This is a genomic window from Glutamicibacter sp. BW80, assembly GCF_002332385.1.
Taxonomy (GTDB): Bacteria; Actinomycetota; Actinomycetes; order Actinomycetales; family Micrococcaceae; genus Glutamicibacter.
The window spans coordinates 22,701-38,478 of record NZ_NRGV01000070.1 but is presented as its reverse complement, the minus strand read 5'-3'; the positions used below and the strand labels follow the sequence as shown (position 1 = coordinate 38,478).

Here is a 15,778-nt window from a genome sequence, read left to right as displayed (position 1 = left end):
CCTAATCTTCTTGCAACCCTCAGACGGGTGGCTGAGGTGATCGCGAGGCAATTTGCTCCGCTCAGAAACGCCACCTATCCTGAGCGAGGTATTCAGAAACATCTATAGGTGGGAGGTATCGCAAGTGAGAAAAATTTCACGGGTTGCCATGCAACGCGTGGCGCTATACCTCGGCATCTCCGTTTTTGGCATGGGCCTGCTGATTGGAGCGTATTGCCTGATATCGGGTAGGTCGCCGGTAGAAGTTCTTGAAAACCTGTGGGTCGCATTGTTATTCGCTTTCTTTGTGGCCGTAGCCACCGCGTTGCGCGACCAGCGGAAAGACGAAGCACCGCGTTCCAAGGGAACGAATCGCAAGTGAGGTGGGGGCCTTCTTTTTGTTCCGTCTGGGCAGCTCAGGCCAGTCGCTGCTGGGCATGCTGAGCGAGGTCTCCGGGGGAGAGTCAGACGAGGACATCCGTGAGGCGAATACACTGTGCAGATTCGTTGTGCCCGACCGCGAGAGCTACAGCTAGTGCCCACTTTTCCAATGGCATACGTGCCAGAACGCGGCTGTATTCAGGTTTAACGTCTAGCGTTATTGGCGCACTCCGTTATATACTGGAACTGTGATCAGATCGTTTGGCAGCAAGGATACCGAGCGTCTGTGGCTTCGTGAGCGCGTGCCGTCCATTGATCCTCGGATACTCCGGGTGGCGCTGCGCAAGCTCCGCCAGGTGGGGTCAGCGACGAACCTGGATGACTTGCGAAGTCCGCCGGGCAATCGGCTCGAAGCCTTGAAAGGCGACCGGGCCGGCCAGCACAGCATACGTGTTAATGACCAATGGCGGATCTGCTTCAAATGGACAGACGCCGGACCAGAGGAGGTGGAGATCGTTGACTACCACTGAGAAGATGCAGCCCATCCACCCGGGCGAGGTCCTCATGGAGGACTTCATCGAGGGATTCGGGATCACGCAGAACAAGCTCGCTGTGTCGATCGGAGTGCCGCCGCGGCGCATCAACGAGATCGTGCACGGCAAGCGTGGGATCTCGGCGGACACCGCGCTGCGGCTCGCGAAGTACTTCGGCACATCGGCCGAGTTCTGGCTCAACCTGCAGAGCCACTATGAGCTCGATCGCGCAGAGGATATCGCAGGGGAGCAGATCGCTTCGATCACGCCGCTGAAGGTGGCATGAACGGTGGAGTGCGGGTCGCAGGCCCCGATCGACACATGCCAAATGATGTCGCGCTCCTGCTCGTCACGGTTTCCCAGTAGTTCGGGCAACCGGAATCCAACGCCGAGCTGCGTTTCACCGTTGTCGGCCGAGCAGTGCACGGTTCAGGCCTCGGTACCTCGATGCGCAGGGTTATCGATGACTCCGCCCACCACGGGGCCTGCTTCCTGGAAGTGAAGACGCTCGCAGCCTCTCATCGGGATGCCGGATTCACGCGTACACGCGCTTTCTCCGCGAAGTGGGGGATTTTTGCCGCTGGTGGAGGCTGAACTATGGGGTGAAGCCGGTTTCTTGGGAAGCAGCTGCTTCCTGAGAATCCGGGCGTAAAGAATTGCCGGCTCGTGATCTGAACGAGTGCGGGCAAGGGAGCGGACCGACGAGGTGGACTCTGACACTCGTCAACGGCTTGTCGCCCAGAAAGCCTTGCGCCTATGTCGAGCGAGCCCGTCGAGAAGATTTGGCCCACAGTATTTCTGTCGGAATGCGATTTCGCGAGAGGTTGCTCCGTGCTAGAACCCGGTGGAGCTAAGCTTCAACGTGTAAAAATTCATTGAAAAGTGCTTGTAGGCCCGCGGGCTGAGGACGGCTTTTATACCCGGCGTGGTGATGCCGCCGCGAGAACCATTTCCAACGATACTTCTCTGGCAGGAGCCGGCTAGAACTTGCCTATGCGAGGCTGTCTCGCAGCGACATCAGGTGAGCGCGGCTGCGCTGAGCGGCCGTGTCCGCGTCTCGATCGAAGATCGCGTCGGCGAGCCCACCGTGAAGGTCCTGGTCCGCCGTGTGCCCAAATGTCTTGCGGATTCGCAGCATTTCGATCATCGCCTCGCGAAGCCGCGGGGTGAAGCTGTCGAACAGATCCAGAAGTATTGGATTGTGCGCTGCGGCCACGATCGCGCGGTGGAACGCGGTGTCGGCATCGACGTGGCTCTCGATTTCATCGCGGTATTCGGCGCGGGCGGAGAGGGCCTGCCGGATCGCACGGACATCCGCCGGGGTCCGGCGTGCGGCTGCGAGCGAGGCGGCTTCCGTTTCGATGGCGATACGTGCCTCGATGACCGAGATGATGCCGGCGCGACGCAAGACGATATCCCAGTCTTCCGAGACATCCAGGGCTGTGATGAAGACACCCGATCCCTGCCGGGCGGCCAGGACTCCGCGCCCTGCCAGCTGGCGAATGGCCTCGCGCAGTGTGGATCGTCCGACGCCGAGCTGGGGAGCAAGAGTGGTCTCGCCCGGGAGTTTTTCTCCCAGCGCCCATTCGCCCGACCGGATGCGTTCGAGTAGCAGATCCGCTACCTGATCCGCCAACGGTGTTCGAGTCACTTGTGCCACGTTATCGCCTTCCAACTCATCAGCTTGTCTGAGGAGTTGTGCTACAGTCTATCCATGTTCTTCGATAATTTCCTTCTACTTCGCCGCCACGGCGGGGCGTAGCCGGACCGGCTCCCCGTCGTGGAGTCGAATGCTGTGCCGGTCGCAATTCTTGGACTGAAGGAATCAAAAATGACAAAGACCTCTTTTCCCCATATCTCGACTCCGGCAGGCGCCGTGCCGGATAATGCACCGAGCTGGAACCAGCAGCGATATTCACAGATGCCCTCGCACCGCTACACCAATGCCTACTCTCGAGTCGACGTGCCACTTGACGCACGCGACTGGCCGTCGAAGCAGCTCACCGAGGCTCCGCAGTGGGTTCCGGTCGACTTGCGCGATGGCAACCAAGCGCTCGCTGAGCCGATGGACCCGGCACGCAAGCGCCGCTTCTTCGAGCTCATGGTCGCCATGGGCTACAAAGAGATCGAGGTCGGATACCCTTCGGCATCACAGACCGACTACGACTTCGTGCGGCTGATCGCGGAAACTGGCATCGCCCCGAATGACGTGACGATCGTCGTATTCACCCCAGCTCGTCGAGAGCTCATCGAGCGGACGGTTGCCTCGATCAAGGGGATTTCCAACCCGGTCGTGATCCACATGTATACGGCGACCGCCCCAACGTGGCGCAACCTGGTGCTCGGATACGAGCGGGAAGCGCTCAAAGAAATGATTTTGGCCGGCGGACGTGATGTGCTCGAATTTGCCGGGGACATGCCGAACGTACGCTTCGAATTTTCGCCAGAGGTTTTTAATCTGACCGAACCGGACTATGTACTCGACATCTGCAACAGCATGACAGAGCTGTGGGATGCGAGGCCTGAGCGTCCGGTGATTCTCAATCTTCCGGCCACCGTCGAAATCGCAACTCCAAATGTGTATGCCGACCAGATCGAATACATGCACAAAAATCTTGCACGCCGCGATTCCGTCATCCTGTCGGTGCATCCGCATAATGACCGCGGTACCGGGATCGCCTGCGCCGAGCTTGCGGTCCTCGCCGGAGCTCAACGCGTCGAGGGGTGCATCTTTGGAAACGGCGAACGCACCGGAAACGTTGACATCGCGACACTGGCGCTGAATCTCCATGCCCAAGGCATCGACCCGATGATCGATTTTTCCGACATCGATGAGATCCGTCGAACGGTGGAGTATTGCAATCGTCTGGAGGTGCACCCGCGCCACCCCTACGTCGGGGACCTCGTGCACACCGCCTTCAGCGGCACCCACCAGGATGCGATTAAAAAGGGGTTTATCGCTCATCGCGTTCAGGCAAGCGCCGAACAGCGTCTGGAACACGATATTCCCTGGAACGTCCCCTACCTGCCGATCGACCCGGCCGATTTAGGGCGCAATTATGCTGCCGTGATACGCGTGAACTCCCAATCGGGCAAGGGCGGAATCGCATATCTGCTCGAAGCTGAGTACGGGATTGAGCTGCCACGGCGCCTGCAGATTGACTTCGCCCGCCACGTGCAGCGGCATACGGACTCCACCGGCAGCGAAGCCAGTGCAGCCGGACTGTGGAGTGTCTTTCAGCAGGTCTATCTGCATCAGGGCACATCGGCCGAGCGCCTCGCGTTGCACAGCTATCAGGTTGTAGATATGGAGGGAGCCGCTCGTATAGAGGTTGTTCTCGACGATTCCGGGCAGCAACACAGCAGCACGCATGATGGTGTTGGGCCGGTTGAGGCTTTGACTTCCGCACTGGAGATTCACGGCATCGCAGTTGACGTCCTCAGCTTGCACCAGACCAGCGTGGGTGCAGGCAACGACAGCGAGGCATTAACTCTGCTTGAATGCCGAACCGATGACGGCATTTTCTGGACCGCTGGACGTGGGCGTTCGGTGCTGGCGGCAAGCATGTCGGCTGTTATGTCAGCGGCCAATCGGGTCACCGCCCAGAGGCAGCCGGCAAAATCGGGGGCTATTGGCCTGCCGTAGTCTTCCCGTTCGAGAAGCTGCCAGGTTTCCGGCAGAGCACGCCTGGCGGTGGTTTCGTGTGGCGACGTGGTGAATTCAGGTTCAATGCCGTGGTCGCTGAGCTACGCTAAACCTTTGCGATGGCCGCCATGAACAAATGTTCGTGGCGGTCATGCGCATTTCCGAGCGGTTGCCACCTTGGTGCAGCCATCAGATTTTTTGCACAACCAACCAGCGGCGAAAATTGTGTCCGTAATTTCCTTAGAACAGCGGCCAGGGAACCGCTGGCATCTCACCGCTCGGTGCCGGAAACTGCCCTGCCGAGCTCAACTTGGCGCAGCGCGCGGCGAGAGATGCGAGTTCTTCGCCGCTGAGCAACTCCGCCAGGCTTTGGCCCAGTTCACCGTGCAGCCCTTCGCTGACACGGTTTATGCCCGCTTCTTCCTCGGCCGTTAGCTTATCTCCGCGCCATCCCCACAGCACCGTGCGCAGCTTGTGCTCCCGGTGAAAGGTGAGCCCGTGGTCCACGCCGTGCCGGTGACCGCCGGCCAGGGCGAGGATGTGGTCGCCTTTGCGGTCGGCGTTGTTGACGATGACGTCGAACACCGCCATGCGTCGCAGAGCAGGCGAGTCTTCGTGAACGAGGGAGACCGCTCGACCTTGCTCATCTTGTCCCTGGAGAACCTGTTTCCAACCAGTTGACGGCACCTGGTCCGCCGCGATCAGGTTCACGGCGTCTTGGGCGGGATCCGGCTCCTGCCAAAGCTGCACCATGCCAACGCCGAGCGGACCATCGCGCAGCCAGGTGCGGGGCACCACGTCCCAGCCGAGGGCCTGCGAGACCTGGTAGGCGGCCACCTCCCGGTGGGCCAGCGTTCCCTGGGGGAAATCCCACAGCGGGCTTTCGCCGGCGATCGGCTTGTAGACGACCACCGTCTCGCCGATGCTGCCTAGAAAGGTGGCGTTTGACGCGGTGGTGATGCGGCCGGTGAGCGTCAACTCGGCGGCCATGAGTTCAGGAGATTGCATTAGGCCTCGGGAAGGGTGCAGGTGTGTCCGTCGGCGTCCACGGGATACCCGCACAGCAGGCACATCGGACGCCCGGCATCTACGATCTCGCGGGTGCGCTTGGCGAATGCGCGGGCGGTGCCCACCGGCATCCGGACGCGCAGCATTTCGGTCTCCTCGGCTTCGTCGGGGTGAAGCGACTCCTCACCGAGCTGCGCATCGGGATCTTCCTCGACGAGGGGATGGGCCTCGATCACGATCTGGGACGTGGTTGGGTCCCAGCCCAGGCTCATTGCGCCAGCGCGGAACTGCTCCTGGTCCTCTTCAATCGGGTCATTGTCGACAAGTTCAGGGGGAGTCCCGGTGGGAATGCTGAACGGGTTGCCGTCGACGGTGAGGAGCTGGTCGAGAATGTCATCGATATTCTCCGCGAGCTGAGCCGACTGCTGCTTTTCCAGCACGATGCTCACCAGCTGCTTGCCCGCGCGCACCTGCAGGTAGAACGTACGCGACCCTGGAAGGCCGGTGACGCCAACGACGACCCGATCGGGCCAGGAAAATTCGTGAATACGTGTAGGCATATAAATATTCTAGGCTCCTGAAGTCCGTGGTGTCTGTTGCCCTGCGCCGCCGCCCACCGGGGCATCTGCCGAGTGGAGACCTTTGGCCAGCCACGAGAGATCACCCGCATCGGTATTCATCGCGTAGACGCTTGGCCGACCAGCGCCGTAGCGCACGATCGATATGGAGGCGGGGCCCACGTTGATGCGCTGGAACAGGTCAAGGTGCATGCCGAGCGCGTCGGCGAGAACTGACTTGATGATATCCCCGTGGCTTACCGCCGCCCAGACGGCCTCAGGCCCGTGCTCGGCTTCAAAAGCCGCATCGTGGCGTCGAATCGCCGCGACTGATCGCGCCTGCATCTGTGCCATGGATTCACCGCCGGGAAAGGTGACTGCTGAGGGTTGCGACTGCACCACGGGCCAGAGCTCTTCGGTTGCCAGCTCGCTGAGCGTGCGGCCTTGCCACTGGCCGTAATCGCATTCGATGAGATCAAGATCGGTGGGTGCGTAGGGAGCGCCAGCCTGGCGGTCCAGAATGTACCGTGCGGTCTGCTGGCAACGCTCAAGAGGGCTTGACACCACCCCGGCTAGGGGCACGGGCGCGAGCCGCTCCCCGGCCAGTGCCGCCTGATCCATCCCGGTCTGATCCAGATTGACGCCGGACGCCCGGCCGGCCAACAGGCCCGTGGCGTTGGCGGTGGTGCGGCCGTGCCGCACGAGAAGAACTGTTGCCATCCACCCAGCCTATCCATTTGCCGACGGCAAACACAGCGACCGTTCCGTTGTTGCCCGGGGCGGAATCATGTAACTGCAAGGATTGGCGAAAGCTGAGCTTCGATGTCGAATGCGAACTCCGCTTTATAGCACGAGGCTACTGATTCTTGAAAGATGCCCGCCAGCTCTGAACTGCATAGCAGGCAGTGCCGATCAGCAATGCTGCGAAAATCGCTGTCTGCCAGGTCAAGAATGATTGCGCGTTGAGGATCGAAACTAGGATGAGTGCCGCGATGAGCGTGCTGCCGGCTGTCCAAGCCCACGCCGCACGGCGTGCGCGATAGGACGCATTCGGTGTGAAGCTGGCCGCGTAACTGGCAGGAGTACCGAATTCCTCGTGCAGAGAGGCCTCGGCCTCGGCAGCGTAGGCGCGGGTTTCGTTCACGATCACGCGAATCCGCCGGTCACTGAGATCACCACGAAGCCGGAGGTTCCCCTGAAGCTCACCCACCCATTCGTCTTGAGTTGCTGCTGCTACTGGTGCGAGGTGCATAACGGTCTTTGGCTTGCGTTTCAGGACGACGCCGATTGCGTAGTGAAAGAGCACGTACAGCGGTGCCGGTGCCAGATACCAAAAAACGCTTCCTGTCCCAGCCGAACCTTGCATAAGTACGGTGAGACCGCTGAGGGCGAGAGTGCCAACGATTAAAGTCACGGCGGTCCAGACCATCGCCATCAGGCGCGTAAATTTGCGCACCGCCAGATTCCAAACCTGCACTAGGCCTATGGTTGCTGCTGCCAAAAAGAAGGGAAGGGCGAACATCATCCAGCTCAAGGGTGCTGTCCACCCATCGTCGATCAGCGCAACAATGGTTACTGCTACCGCAATCAATGTCGCGCTGAAGCAGACGGCTTGCGTGAACTGCCCCGTGGAGAGCAGTTCGTGCCGGTCGTAGGCAGGGGTTCCGGACTGCTGCCAGCGCTCCTGCTGATCCTTGGCCCAGACCTTTGGATCCCCAAACAGGTCTTCCGCCGGTTCCTGCGCATCTCTGAGTACCGGCAAAAGCTTGATGAGTGCCTCTTTGGCGGTAGAAAGCTTGACGTCGTCGAGCATGAGGCGCCCTGCAACGGTTCGAAGCCACTCAACGTCGCTTTCCGCTCCCCGGGCCGCACGAAATTCTTCGATGAGCCCGGTGAGATCAAGCTCGATGAGTGGTTGTGGGGAATGCTGAGTCATGGCTTCCTTCCTTGGAGGTCCGAGTCGTAATCAGTAGCTGGTTTTGGCGCGCCTAGCGATTCGGCTAGAGCATGCCAGGCCCGGCGTTCCTCTTGGAGCCTTGTATACCCGGGCGGAGTCAGTGCATAGTTGCGTTTTCCGGGGCCGTTCTGCCCTTGTTCCCATTGCGCGATCACGGCGCCATCGTTTTCCAGGCCGGTGAGCAGCGGGTAGAGGGATCCGCCTTTTGGGCGCCCGAAGCCAAGTTCGTTAACTGCCTGCGCGATTCCGTACCCGTGCAGCGGCCCATTCTCAAGACTGGCGAGAACAGCCGTTCCCAGTGCGGCGCGGGTCCACGTTGACGGCCATTCCGGTTTCACCTCATCGTCGTTCATGTATCTAAGTATAACGTGTATCTAGATATTTGAACCACGAAGTTTGCGGCGGCTGTTGCTCTGCCAATCGACGTGCTGGGCTACGCTCGGATAGGACGGTTAGCGCGCTTTGCGAGAGGTCGATGCGGTTGTGAAGATGAATAGTGCACCTTGGACGGCGGGACGTGATGCCCAGCTCCCGGAAGACACCGCACGATTGTTGTCAACCGTTCCCGAATGGTTTGGGCAGCCTGAATCCAATGCGGAGTACATCGACGCCGCGCGCACCAAAGAAACCTGGACGGTTCGGGACAACGCAGGGAAAGTCATCGGACTCACGCTGGTCGACCGGCATTTTCCGCACGTCGCGGAAATCCATCTGACAGTTGTTGATCGTGAATTCCATGGATCCGGCGTGGGCAGTGCGATGGTTGAGGCGCTCGAAGCCGAGGCGCTCGGCAACGGGGTCAAGCTGCTGGAAGTGAAGACGCTCGGAGCATCGCATCCGGATGAAGGATATCGACGCACGCGCCACTTTTATGAAAAGTGCGGTTTTCTTGCTCTGGAGGAGACCAACCTGTGGGGCGAAGATACCCCTTGTCTGATTATGGTGAAGCCGCTATTCCCGAAGGCAACAATCAGGCGTCGAAGCTGAACCGACTATTCTTGGGTCTGATCTGTACCGCACTGCAATCCGGGATTCGCGCAATTATATGGACCGCCGGGAAGCCCTTGAACTGCCTCAAGCACTAGGCCTCTAAGCTGTGGCAAAGCCAAGGGAGTAAGCACTCTGTTGTTTACCCCGGCCAACGAGAGTTATTGGGAATACCTCTGCCTTTTCATCGACCCGCTCCATGAGCGATATGGTGGGGAAGCCCAACCGGTAAACTGTCGCCGTCAAGGGATAAGGTGCAGGATAAGGAAGCGCTGATGAGAAGCTCGCCAGAAAACATCTTGTTGCGATTGGCGGATGCCGAGGAGCAACAGATCCGCGAGGTGTTCGCGCGTCTTTCCGAGTGTGGGTTTCCGGTGCAACAGCAGACGCCGCATATCACCATCACCTTTTCACCTGCAATGGCCGATGAGGTTGCGCAATGTTCTGCGCGGTTGCTTCCTGCGCTGATCCCGGCACGGCTGGAGCGTGTGGGCACCGTTGTTTTCGGAACGAAGCGAAAGCAAACCGTCGCCTGGTTGCTTGAAACCTCCGAAGAACTGGAATCTGCTGCACGCGAGATTAGCGCGCTGAACCCGGATGGTCGAGGGTCGAGATGGACTCCGCATCTGACGATGGGCCTGCGGTTGCCACGAGAAATCGTCCCGGACTACATTCGTGCATTGGATGAGCTGACTCCACGGAATTTGGAGCAGCTCACCGCTATCCGGGCGGCACTGTGGAAACCAATCAGCGGTGAGCTCACCGTACTTGCCGAGGCGAGCAACGCTCACGAGACAAGAATCCGAGCGGACTAGATTGCACTTGTCGGCCGGACAGCCATGGACGAAGTCCGGTACTCAGCGCGGCGGCAAAGTCTCTGGGCAGTCGGCCTAGGAATTGAGCTGGGCCGCTGCGGCCTTGAGATGTTCGTCGGCCCCGGTCTGCAGCGCGAAGAGGCCGTAATCAACGGCGGCGGTACTGAAAAGTTCGGCGCAGTGCTCCGCCAAAAGCGGAGAAACCACCCCGCCTTGAGCTACGTACCGGGCCACGGTGGCATCGAACGCCTGCGGAGAAACGCTTGCCTGGTGGAAGACGAAATCCCGGGCCGGGTCGCCGATGGCCGCGGTGGTCCAGTCCAGTATGCTGTCGATGCGCTCGCCGGTCATCAGTTGGTGCGCGGGATAAATTTCTCCGTGCGTCACGGTGGTGTGCTGCGGCCAGTACCGGTCATCGGCCAACCAGGCGTTCCAGCGGTCCTGCAAATCTGGGGCTACCTCAAATTCGTTCACGACTGTGGCGATGTCCTCTCGCTTGCGTTGGCGCACGGAGTCGGGAGTGAACACCTCGATCCCGCTGTCGGCAACTACCCGTGGATCCACCGCATGCAATTGCGCAATCACATCCGCCAAGGAGTGCGCGTAGTGCCGGGATTCCAGGTCGAAATGCCAGTGTGGCTGCCCTGCCTCGTCGAGGGTGAGCCCCGGTTCGCCGGGCAATAGCGGATAGGCGATCAACTGCTCGCTATGGATTTTCCAATCGGGAATCGCTACGTCCAGGTGCGGCGCTAGGCAGTGGAGCAGCCGGCCTTCTACCGCCGCGCGTTCGGTGACATCGGGGCGACGTGGAATCCGCAGTACCCAGGAATCGCCGGAATTTGTGGTGCCGATGGCGACCTGGAAATCCAAGCCTAGTTCGTTGATGGTGATACTCGAAGGATCCAGCGTCAATCCGTGGATCTCGGCCAGCGCACAAATTTCTCGAATCGCAGAGTTTTCCATGATCCCAGCCTTGCTGGTTGAGCGGGAAAAGTACATAGCGGTGCTGGCACCTGGCCGGCTGAACATCACCGAGCCGCTGAGCACGAGGGCCCCGTCAAGGCCGCGAAGCCCAACCTTTCGTCGAGGGACTGGGGTGGCGATTCGATCCAGGCATGGCGCTGGCCCGTTTGAATTTAGTCTCCCTCGCCTCTGGAATCTGGACGGGCCCGATAGTTGGTTTGTCGCTTGGACTGGCAGCGAAGAGGCACCACAGAGCTGTGAGCAGTGGAGCGCTTAGCGGAAAACTCGGCCGATGCCACCGCTCAGTTGCGACAGCTGCATCCAGATCCCGAAACGAACGAGCGGGCGAAGGAGCAGTTCGATCCATGGGTGAACGACGCGGTTGGCATTGCGTTCCCAGCGCAGGTGGATATGAAGCTGGGTGCCGCCAGCTGCAGGCTCCAACTCAATACGTATTCGCTTGATGTTGGCCCGCGCCGATTCTGGAAAGGTGAACTGCCACTCGATCAATGTTGCGTCTCTGCATGCGACAAGCTCGACATCCTGGGTCTGGAATTCAGGCTTAATTCGAAGCTGCTTGCCATCGGGCCGCTGCGTGCGAGTGCGTGCGCTCCAGCGTTCGCCAATATGGATGCGTCCCAGTGGATCGTTGCCGGCGATTTCATTGATAGTCGGTTCCCACTGAGGTATCCGCGACGGGCTGTAGAGCAAAACCCAGACCTGTTCAACGGCAGCGGGAATAAATGCCTCGATGCTTCCCGAACGTTGGTCCGGCCGAATGCTGTGTCGTGGCTTGAAGGCAGTGAAGTGCTGGGCTTCATCGATTAGCGCGATCACCTGATCGGGTGCCGTATTTAGCCGCCGTAGTATTTGGTCGATCATGCCGCTCGGCTCCGTCATGAGTTCACCCAGTACGTCAGCGGCAGTTCCCCGACGCCCGCCGCCGCTCGCGCGTTTGATCACGGCTAACGCGCGGTCGCTCCATTCGTAGCCACCGGTTTCATGGAAGACGATCCGCCCTTGTGGCGGGAGTCCGCTGTTGACGCCGAGCGAGGCGAGTTGTGCCGAATGCTGCTCGTTGACGGCAGCTCTTGCCGATTCAAGAGTGATCCCCATGCTTCGCAGGACCTGTCCGGCGCTCTGCTCGCTGAGGACGAGTGCAAGAAGCAGATGCTCGATGTCGGCGGTGCGCTGTCCGATGCGGGAGGCTTCCTCCATGGCGGCGAGCGAGAGCGTGTGCGATGTAGTTGCCGCGTCGCTGAACTTGCTCAATGGGCCCTCCTTGCTACGGGGATAGTCTGATCGACCTTCTTCGCGTACTTCTTGTGCGCTGCCTGGCGGGAGACCCCGAGTGCGTCGGCAATGTTCTGCCAGCTCATGCCCAAGCGCAGGGCCGCCTCAACTTGCGCGAGTTCGAGCCGCTCGGTGAGTGCACGCAGGGAAGCGATAGCGCGAAGCCCGGAGCGTGGGTCGCTGGTGTCTGCCGCGACCGTGGTGATCTGTGTTGACTCCATGCTGTCAACCTACGTTGCCAAGCAATCGCCTGTCAACAAAGGTTGCTAGCCGGGTGTCTGTGGCGGGGGATTGGTTGGACTTACCGGTGATTGTTAGGTGTGGCGACGAGATAGGAGCCCGCATCAAGATCTAATAATGCCAAGAAACCCGCATTCTGAGAGGCGTTTTCCCGGATCGCAGCAGTGGAGCTGAGAACATCATGCCCGTCAAGGAGCTCGCTCTCCAGATATTCGGCCGCCAAACCGATTGCGGATCGAAAATGCTCTGCGCTAGGGTTCAAGTGATTCCAGATCTCAAGAGCTTAGGGAGTTGCCATGGTCCGGACGCGGGTACATAACTTGCTAGTTTCCTCGGATGGCTATGCCGCAGGTGAGTACGTGACGCTCGAGAAGCCGATCGGTGACGCCCGCGCGCTTTTCGGCAAATTCGACGGACGCGTCATCCACGGCATCCATGGCATCGATGACCCGGTGACCGTGGATCGGGCCATGTTCAGCATGTGGGGCCAGGGGATCGGGGCGGAGATCATGGGCCGCCGTAAATTCGGTCCGCAGATGGGCGAATGGCCCGATGACGGCTGGGAAGGGTGGTGGGGAGACGAACCGCCCTTCCTCACCCCGGTGTACATCCTGACCCACTATCCGCGCCAGAAACTCGAATTCGCCAACGGCACCAGCTTCCACTTCGTCGATGCGTCGCCGGAGCAAGCGCTTGGCCTGGCGCAGGAAGCGGCCGGCGGGTTGGATGTCCGGATTGGCGGTGGACCATCGACCGTGAGCCAGTTCTTGCAGGCTGATCTCATCGACTTCCTGCATGTGGTGATCGTTCCGATCGTGCTCGGTTCCGGAGTCCGGATCTGGGATCACCTGGCCGGCTTGGAAGACCGCTTCAGCGTCGAATCCATTGGCACCTCCAGCGGACTGACCCATCAGTTGTGGAACAGGACGAGCCGCGAGTGAAGTTCTCATGTGGCCACCAAGTGGAAACCATGAACTGGAATTCTGCCTTTCTGCGTCCAATGCCTGCCTGGGAGCTGTAAATGCATCCTGCCGCACGCCGCTGGCCTGTCTGAACGAGGGAAGCTGAGAACCATGAGAATGCTGCTGGGGGATGTGTTGCGGACCGCGGGCGATCTGCCGTGGACGCACGCGCTGTATGCTTCCGCAGGCCGGCGGCTCTTCGAGGAGTCCGCGCCGGTGCTGGTCTGGGATGTGGATGACGTCTCCGATGCCGCCACGGATCTGCCGGCCGAAGCGATCGCGCTCGACTACGAGTATGTCCTCGCGATCGATGACGTGCAAAGCATCGTCGCCAATGCCCTAGCGCAGCGACCTGGCGCGACAACCGCGGAGCTGCTCCTCGCGTTCCAGCACTATCTAGACCGCGACGCTTTCATCGTGTGGGAAGGGTGAACCATGCTCTCAAGAGAGGCACTGAGCGAGAAGTTCACCCTGCATCCGCCCGCCTCGCCCGCTGTTCTGGAAACCGAGCGGGGCGAGTATGGCGGTCCGCTGCCCGAGGAATATGTGGATTTGCTTCGGATCTCCAACGGTCTGTACACCGAAGGGAACCTGAGCATCCTCGGGGCCGAGGGCGTAGTGCAACGCAACGTCGACTACGAGGTGCAGGCCTACCTGCCCGGCTACTTCATGATCGGCGACGACGGCGGCGGGACCGCGATCCTGCTGAACCTGCAGGACCGTGGCATCTACGAGGTGGACATGGGCGTCATGGATGAGCAGAGCATGGAACGCAACGCCGGTTCCCTCGATGAATTGCTCCGGCTCGGCACGTGCCTGGCCGAGCGCAACGGCTAGCGAGGGAACAAGCACCGGCGGGCACCTTGATGAAATTGATCAATCTAGTTAAGCCATTGAGCTGCGTCTGATTCCGGTGCGGGCGCCAGCCTCGGGCGCGTTGCCCTGCCCGTGGCTATTGAATGTTTCTGCTGGGATCGGCTGACTTTTCGCAAGCAGCTACACGGTGCGGGAATAGCGGTATCCCCAAAAATCGCGAGCACGCTCAATCCGGGACGAGCTCAGGGGGTTCAACGCAGGATCCAACGGGCCATTCAATTACTACGGAGCACAGTGGCAATGGAGTAGCACCTTGAAAAGTCGCAAAGCTGTGGTTCCGTCAAGTCCATTGTTCTCCTCGTTATTCTGAGCTCCGGATTCTCATCGACAGATAGTTCGAGAATCCGGCACGCTTGGCAAACTTCACCGGGCGCGAGTGCGATTCACGGAATCCGAGCTTGCGGTATAGCGCCAACGCGGCGGTGTTCGTATTCTTGATGTCTCGGAGCACGAATTCCTGGTAAGGCAACCGCAGCAAATGCTTCATCAGAGCGGTTGCGACGCCCTGGCCTTGACGTTGTGGCACGGTGGTCACGAAGCCGATCTCGGCCAGAGCGGGCCGTGCGTCCGCGTAGGCCCCGAGGAACTGGCTCCGAACGATAAAGTAGCTGATTGCTCCGTGCCAGTTTCCCAACGCACGCCGAAATTCACGTCCGCTGGGCTTGAAGCACTCCTGATCTCCTTCCGTCAGGGTCGCAACCGCCGCAGGTTCTCCATCGACCAGTGCAATATAGAAGCGCTCTAGGATGATCATGTGTTCGAAAGCGTCCGCCAGAACCTGCGGGTCTTTCGAGAAGTACTTGAAGTCGTCGGCAAATCCGTGGATTAGCACCGCGGTGATGTCCCGGCGGGAGTTCTCGCCAAGCTCGTCGCCACGTTTGATCTCGATCATGGGTTTCCCTCGCCAGTTAGTAGGCGAAGCACAACGTCTGCGCCTGAGTCGGTCAACGCGTCCTGGATGACCAGGCGCATGTTCGCAATACCCGACAGCATTGCGAAATAATAGGCGGTTAGTTGCTCCGGATCGCCATCTGCGAACTGTCCGGAGGTTTGTCCCCGACGGATGAGCTCGGCGAAGGCTTCCCAGAGAGAGCCCTGTTCGGCCGCGAGCCGTGCCGCCGTTCCTGCCGGGGTGTCGCTCAGGAATCCTTGGTTGATCACGAGATAGAACTCGGCTGCCTCTTGATCTCCCGCAAGGTCGGAGAGGAAGTCATGTGTGAAACCGCGCACTAAGGCGAGCGGATCGCCGTCGCCCGAAAGAGTATCGGAGACCGCTTCTAGGCCGGCCGCGGCTTGCTTGAGCAGGTCGTCGAAGAGGACTTCCTTGCTCGCATAATGCCGGTAGATGGATCCGATGCTGAGCCCAGCTTCTTCCGCGATGTGCCGGATGCTCGACGCAGCAAATCCATGCCGTGCAAAAATGCGGACGGCGGCGCGCTCGATCGCCTGGCGCGTAGTCTCGCGCAAGGCCCGATTCTGTTCTGCTACACGCACGAACACCTCCATAGAATGAACTGATGTTCATTCTATGGATTTCAGACCTGGCGTGCAATGCTCATCTGTTATCGAATGGCTGACCGT

21 protein-coding genes are annotated in these 15,778 nt (G+C 60.1%); 10 read left to right on the top strand and 11 right to left on the bottom strand.

Annotation, left to right across the window (positions count from 1 at the left end):
- The first annotated feature begins 124 nt into the window (after positions 1–124).
- The 4 genes from CIK76_RS17700 (at position 125) to CIK76_RS17690 (ending at position 1,179) form a co-directional block, all read left to right on the top strand.
- The gene (locus CIK76_RS17700) at positions 125–361 is read left to right on the top strand and encodes a dicarboxylate/amino acid:cation symporter (protein ID WP_141393613.1); all 237 of its coding nucleotides are present in this window, start codon (positions 125–127) and stop codon (positions 359–361) included.
- Position 362: 1 nt separating this feature from the next.
- Positions 363–515, top strand: coding sequence for a hypothetical protein (locus CIK76_RS19505; RefSeq protein WP_176484299.1), 153 nt, complete (start codon positions 363–365; stop codon positions 513–515).
- Positions 516–608: 93 nt separating this feature from the next.
- Complete coding sequence (locus CIK76_RS17695; RefSeq protein ID WP_096288909.1) at positions 609–890, top strand: type II toxin-antitoxin system RelE/ParE family toxin; 282 nt, start codon at positions 609–611, stop codon at positions 888–890.
- Positions 877–1,179 (top strand): HigA family addiction module antitoxin, encoded by a 303-nt coding sequence (locus CIK76_RS17690; protein ID WP_096288907.1) that lies wholly within the window; start codon positions 877–879, stop codon positions 1,177–1,179. The genes CIK76_RS17695 and CIK76_RS17690 overlap by 14 nt, the downstream gene beginning before the upstream one ends.
- A gap of 705 nt (positions 1,180–1,884) precedes the next feature.
- On the opposite strand, the gene CIK76_RS17685 is transcribed toward CIK76_RS17690, so the two are convergent.
- Positions 1,885–2,553: a FadR/GntR family transcriptional regulator gene (locus CIK76_RS17685; RefSeq protein ID WP_096288905.1), complete on the bottom strand. Its 669-nt coding sequence runs from the start codon at positions 2,551–2,553 to the stop codon at positions 1,885–1,887.
- 171 nt (positions 2,554–2,724) lie between these two features.
- On the opposite strand from CIK76_RS17685, the gene CIK76_RS17680 reads away from it, so the two are divergent.
- On the top strand, positions 2,725–4,539 hold the full coding sequence (locus CIK76_RS17680) for a 2-isopropylmalate synthase (protein WP_096288903.1): 1,815 nt from the start codon (positions 2,725–2,727) through the stop codon (positions 4,537–4,539).
- Between the two features lie 240 nt (positions 4,540–4,779).
- Here CIK76_RS17680 and CIK76_RS17675 read toward each other — a convergent pair whose 3' ends face one another.
- The 5 genes from CIK76_RS17675 to CIK76_RS17655 form a co-directional block, all read right to left on the bottom strand.
- The gene (locus CIK76_RS17675; protein WP_096288901.1) at positions 4,780–5,547 is read right to left on the bottom strand and encodes an SCO1664 family protein; all 768 of its coding nucleotides are present in this window, start codon (positions 5,545–5,547) and stop codon (positions 4,780–4,782) included.
- The gene (locus CIK76_RS17670; protein ID WP_096288899.1) at positions 5,547–6,107 is read right to left on the bottom strand and encodes a DUF3090 domain-containing protein; all 561 of its coding nucleotides are present in this window, start codon (positions 6,105–6,107) and stop codon (positions 5,547–5,549) included. The genes CIK76_RS17675 and CIK76_RS17670 overlap by 1 nt, the downstream gene beginning before the upstream one ends.
- A 9-nt stretch (positions 6,108–6,116) precedes the next feature.
- Positions 6,117–6,824, bottom strand: a complete 708-nt coding sequence (locus CIK76_RS17665) for a histidine phosphatase family protein (RefSeq protein ID WP_096288897.1) — start codon at positions 6,822–6,824, stop codon at positions 6,117–6,119.
- 136 nt (positions 6,825–6,960) lie between these two features.
- Positions 6,961–8,040 carry a hypothetical protein gene (locus CIK76_RS17660; RefSeq protein WP_096288895.1) on the bottom strand — a complete coding sequence of 360 codons (1,080 nt, stop codon included), beginning with the start codon at positions 8,038–8,040 and terminating at the stop codon, positions 6,961–6,963.
- Complete coding sequence (locus tag CIK76_RS17655; RefSeq protein WP_096288893.1) at positions 8,037–8,414, bottom strand: PadR family transcriptional regulator; 378 nt, start codon at positions 8,412–8,414, stop codon at positions 8,037–8,039. The genes CIK76_RS17660 and CIK76_RS17655 overlap by 4 nt, the downstream gene beginning before the upstream one ends.
- 136 nt (positions 8,415–8,550) lie before the next feature.
- Here CIK76_RS17655 and CIK76_RS17650 point away from each other — a divergent pair, with 136 nt between their 5' ends.
- Together CIK76_RS17650 and CIK76_RS17645 are read left to right on the top strand one after the other, a co-directional pair.
- Complete coding sequence (locus CIK76_RS17650; protein ID WP_096288945.1) at positions 8,551–9,048, top strand: GNAT family N-acetyltransferase; 498 nt, start codon at positions 8,551–8,553, stop codon at positions 9,046–9,048.
- A gap of 275 nt (positions 9,049–9,323) precedes the next feature.
- Positions 9,324–9,863 carry a 2'-5' RNA ligase family protein gene (locus CIK76_RS17645; RefSeq protein ID WP_096288890.1) on the top strand — a complete coding sequence of 180 codons (540 nt, stop codon included), beginning with the start codon at positions 9,324–9,326 and terminating at the stop codon, positions 9,861–9,863.
- Positions 9,864–9,938: 75 nt separating this feature from the next.
- Here the strand turns inward: CIK76_RS17645 and CIK76_RS17640 are convergent, their stop codons facing one another.
- The 3 genes from CIK76_RS17640 to CIK76_RS17630 form a co-directional block, all read right to left on the bottom strand.
- A complete protein-coding gene (locus tag CIK76_RS17640) occupies positions 9,939–10,826 on the bottom strand; it encodes a macrolide 2'-phosphotransferase (protein ID WP_096288943.1) in 888 nt (295 codons plus the stop codon).
- Positions 10,827–11,099: 273 nt separating this feature from the next.
- Positions 11,100–12,098 (bottom strand): Clp protease N-terminal domain-containing protein, encoded by a 999-nt coding sequence (locus tag CIK76_RS17635; protein WP_096288888.1) that lies wholly within the window; start codon positions 12,096–12,098, stop codon positions 11,100–11,102.
- Positions 12,095–12,340, bottom strand: a complete 246-nt coding sequence (locus tag CIK76_RS17630) for a hypothetical protein (protein WP_096288886.1) — start codon at positions 12,338–12,340, stop codon at positions 12,095–12,097. The genes CIK76_RS17635 and CIK76_RS17630 overlap by 4 nt, the downstream gene beginning before the upstream one ends.
- 315 nt (positions 12,341–12,655) lie before the next feature.
- Here CIK76_RS17630 and CIK76_RS17625 point away from each other — a divergent pair, with 315 nt between their 5' ends.
- The 3 genes from CIK76_RS17625 (at position 12,656) to CIK76_RS17615 (ending at position 14,158) form a co-directional block, all read left to right on the top strand.
- Positions 12,656–13,300: a dihydrofolate reductase family protein gene (locus CIK76_RS17625; protein WP_096288884.1), complete on the top strand. Its 645-nt coding sequence runs from the start codon at positions 12,656–12,658 to the stop codon at positions 13,298–13,300.
- Positions 13,301–13,453: 153 nt separating this feature from the next.
- The gene (locus CIK76_RS17620; protein ID WP_141393612.1) at positions 13,454–13,753 is read left to right on the top strand and encodes a hypothetical protein; all 300 of its coding nucleotides are present in this window, start codon (positions 13,454–13,456) and stop codon (positions 13,751–13,753) included.
- Positions 13,754–13,756: 3 nt separating this feature from the next.
- On the top strand, positions 13,757–14,158 hold the full coding sequence (locus CIK76_RS17615) for an SMI1/KNR4 family protein (RefSeq protein WP_096288880.1): 402 nt from the start codon (positions 13,757–13,759) through the stop codon (positions 14,156–14,158).
- Positions 14,159–14,498: 340 nt separating this feature from the next.
- Here CIK76_RS17615 and CIK76_RS17610 read toward each other — a convergent pair whose 3' ends face one another.
- Positions 14,499–15,089 carry a GNAT family N-acetyltransferase gene (locus tag CIK76_RS17610; protein ID WP_096288878.1) on the bottom strand — a complete coding sequence of 197 codons (591 nt, stop codon included), beginning with the start codon at positions 15,087–15,089 and terminating at the stop codon, positions 14,499–14,501.
- On the bottom strand, positions 15,086–15,691 hold the full coding sequence (locus CIK76_RS17605) for a TetR/AcrR family transcriptional regulator (RefSeq protein WP_255248534.1): 606 nt from the start codon (positions 15,689–15,691) through the stop codon (positions 15,086–15,088). Before CIK76_RS17605 ends, CIK76_RS17610 begins: the two co-directional genes overlap by 4 nt.
- Between the last annotated feature and the right edge of the window lie 87 nt (positions 15,692–15,778).

Coding starts and splice junctions, on each gene's coding strand:
- CIK76_RS17680 (WP_096288903.1), top strand. CDS start 2,725: ATGACAAAGACCTCTTTTCCCCATATCTCGACTCCGGCAGGCGCCGTG.
- CIK76_RS17675 (WP_096288901.1), bottom strand. CDS start 5,547: ATGCAATCTCCTGAACTCATGGCCGCCGAGTTGACGCTCACCGGCCGC.
- CIK76_RS17670 (WP_096288899.1), bottom strand. CDS start 6,107: ATGCCTACACGTATTCACGAATTTTCCTGGCCCGATCGGGTCGTCGTT.
- CIK76_RS17665 (WP_096288897.1), bottom strand. CDS start 6,824: ATGGCAACAGTTCTTCTCGTGCGGCACGGCCGCACCACCGCCAACGCC.
- CIK76_RS17660 (WP_096288895.1), bottom strand. CDS start 8,040: ATGACTCAGCATTCCCCACAACCACTCATCGAGCTTGATCTCACCGGG.
- CIK76_RS17655 (WP_096288893.1), bottom strand. CDS start 8,414: ATGAACGACGATGAGGTGAAACCGGAATGGCCGTCAACGTGGACCCGC.
- CIK76_RS17650 (WP_096288945.1), top strand. CDS start 8,551: ATGAATAGTGCACCTTGGACGGCGGGACGTGATGCCCAGCTCCCGGAA.
- CIK76_RS17645 (WP_096288890.1), top strand. CDS start 9,324: ATGAGAAGCTCGCCAGAAAACATCTTGTTGCGATTGGCGGATGCCGAG.
- CIK76_RS17640 (WP_096288943.1), bottom strand. CDS start 10,826: ATGGAAAACTCTGCGATTCGAGAAATTTGTGCGCTGGCCGAGATCCAC.
- CIK76_RS17630 (WP_096288886.1), bottom strand. CDS start 12,340: ATGGAGTCAACACAGATCACCACGGTCGCGGCAGACACCAGCGACCCA.
- CIK76_RS17625 (WP_096288884.1), top strand. CDS start 12,656: ATGGTCCGGACGCGGGTACATAACTTGCTAGTTTCCTCGGATGGCTAT.
- CIK76_RS17615 (WP_096288880.1), top strand. CDS start 13,757: ATGCTCTCAAGAGAGGCACTGAGCGAGAAGTTCACCCTGCATCCGCCC.
- CIK76_RS17610 (WP_096288878.1), bottom strand. CDS start 15,089: ATGATCGAGATCAAACGTGGCGACGAGCTTGGCGAGAACTCCCGCCGG.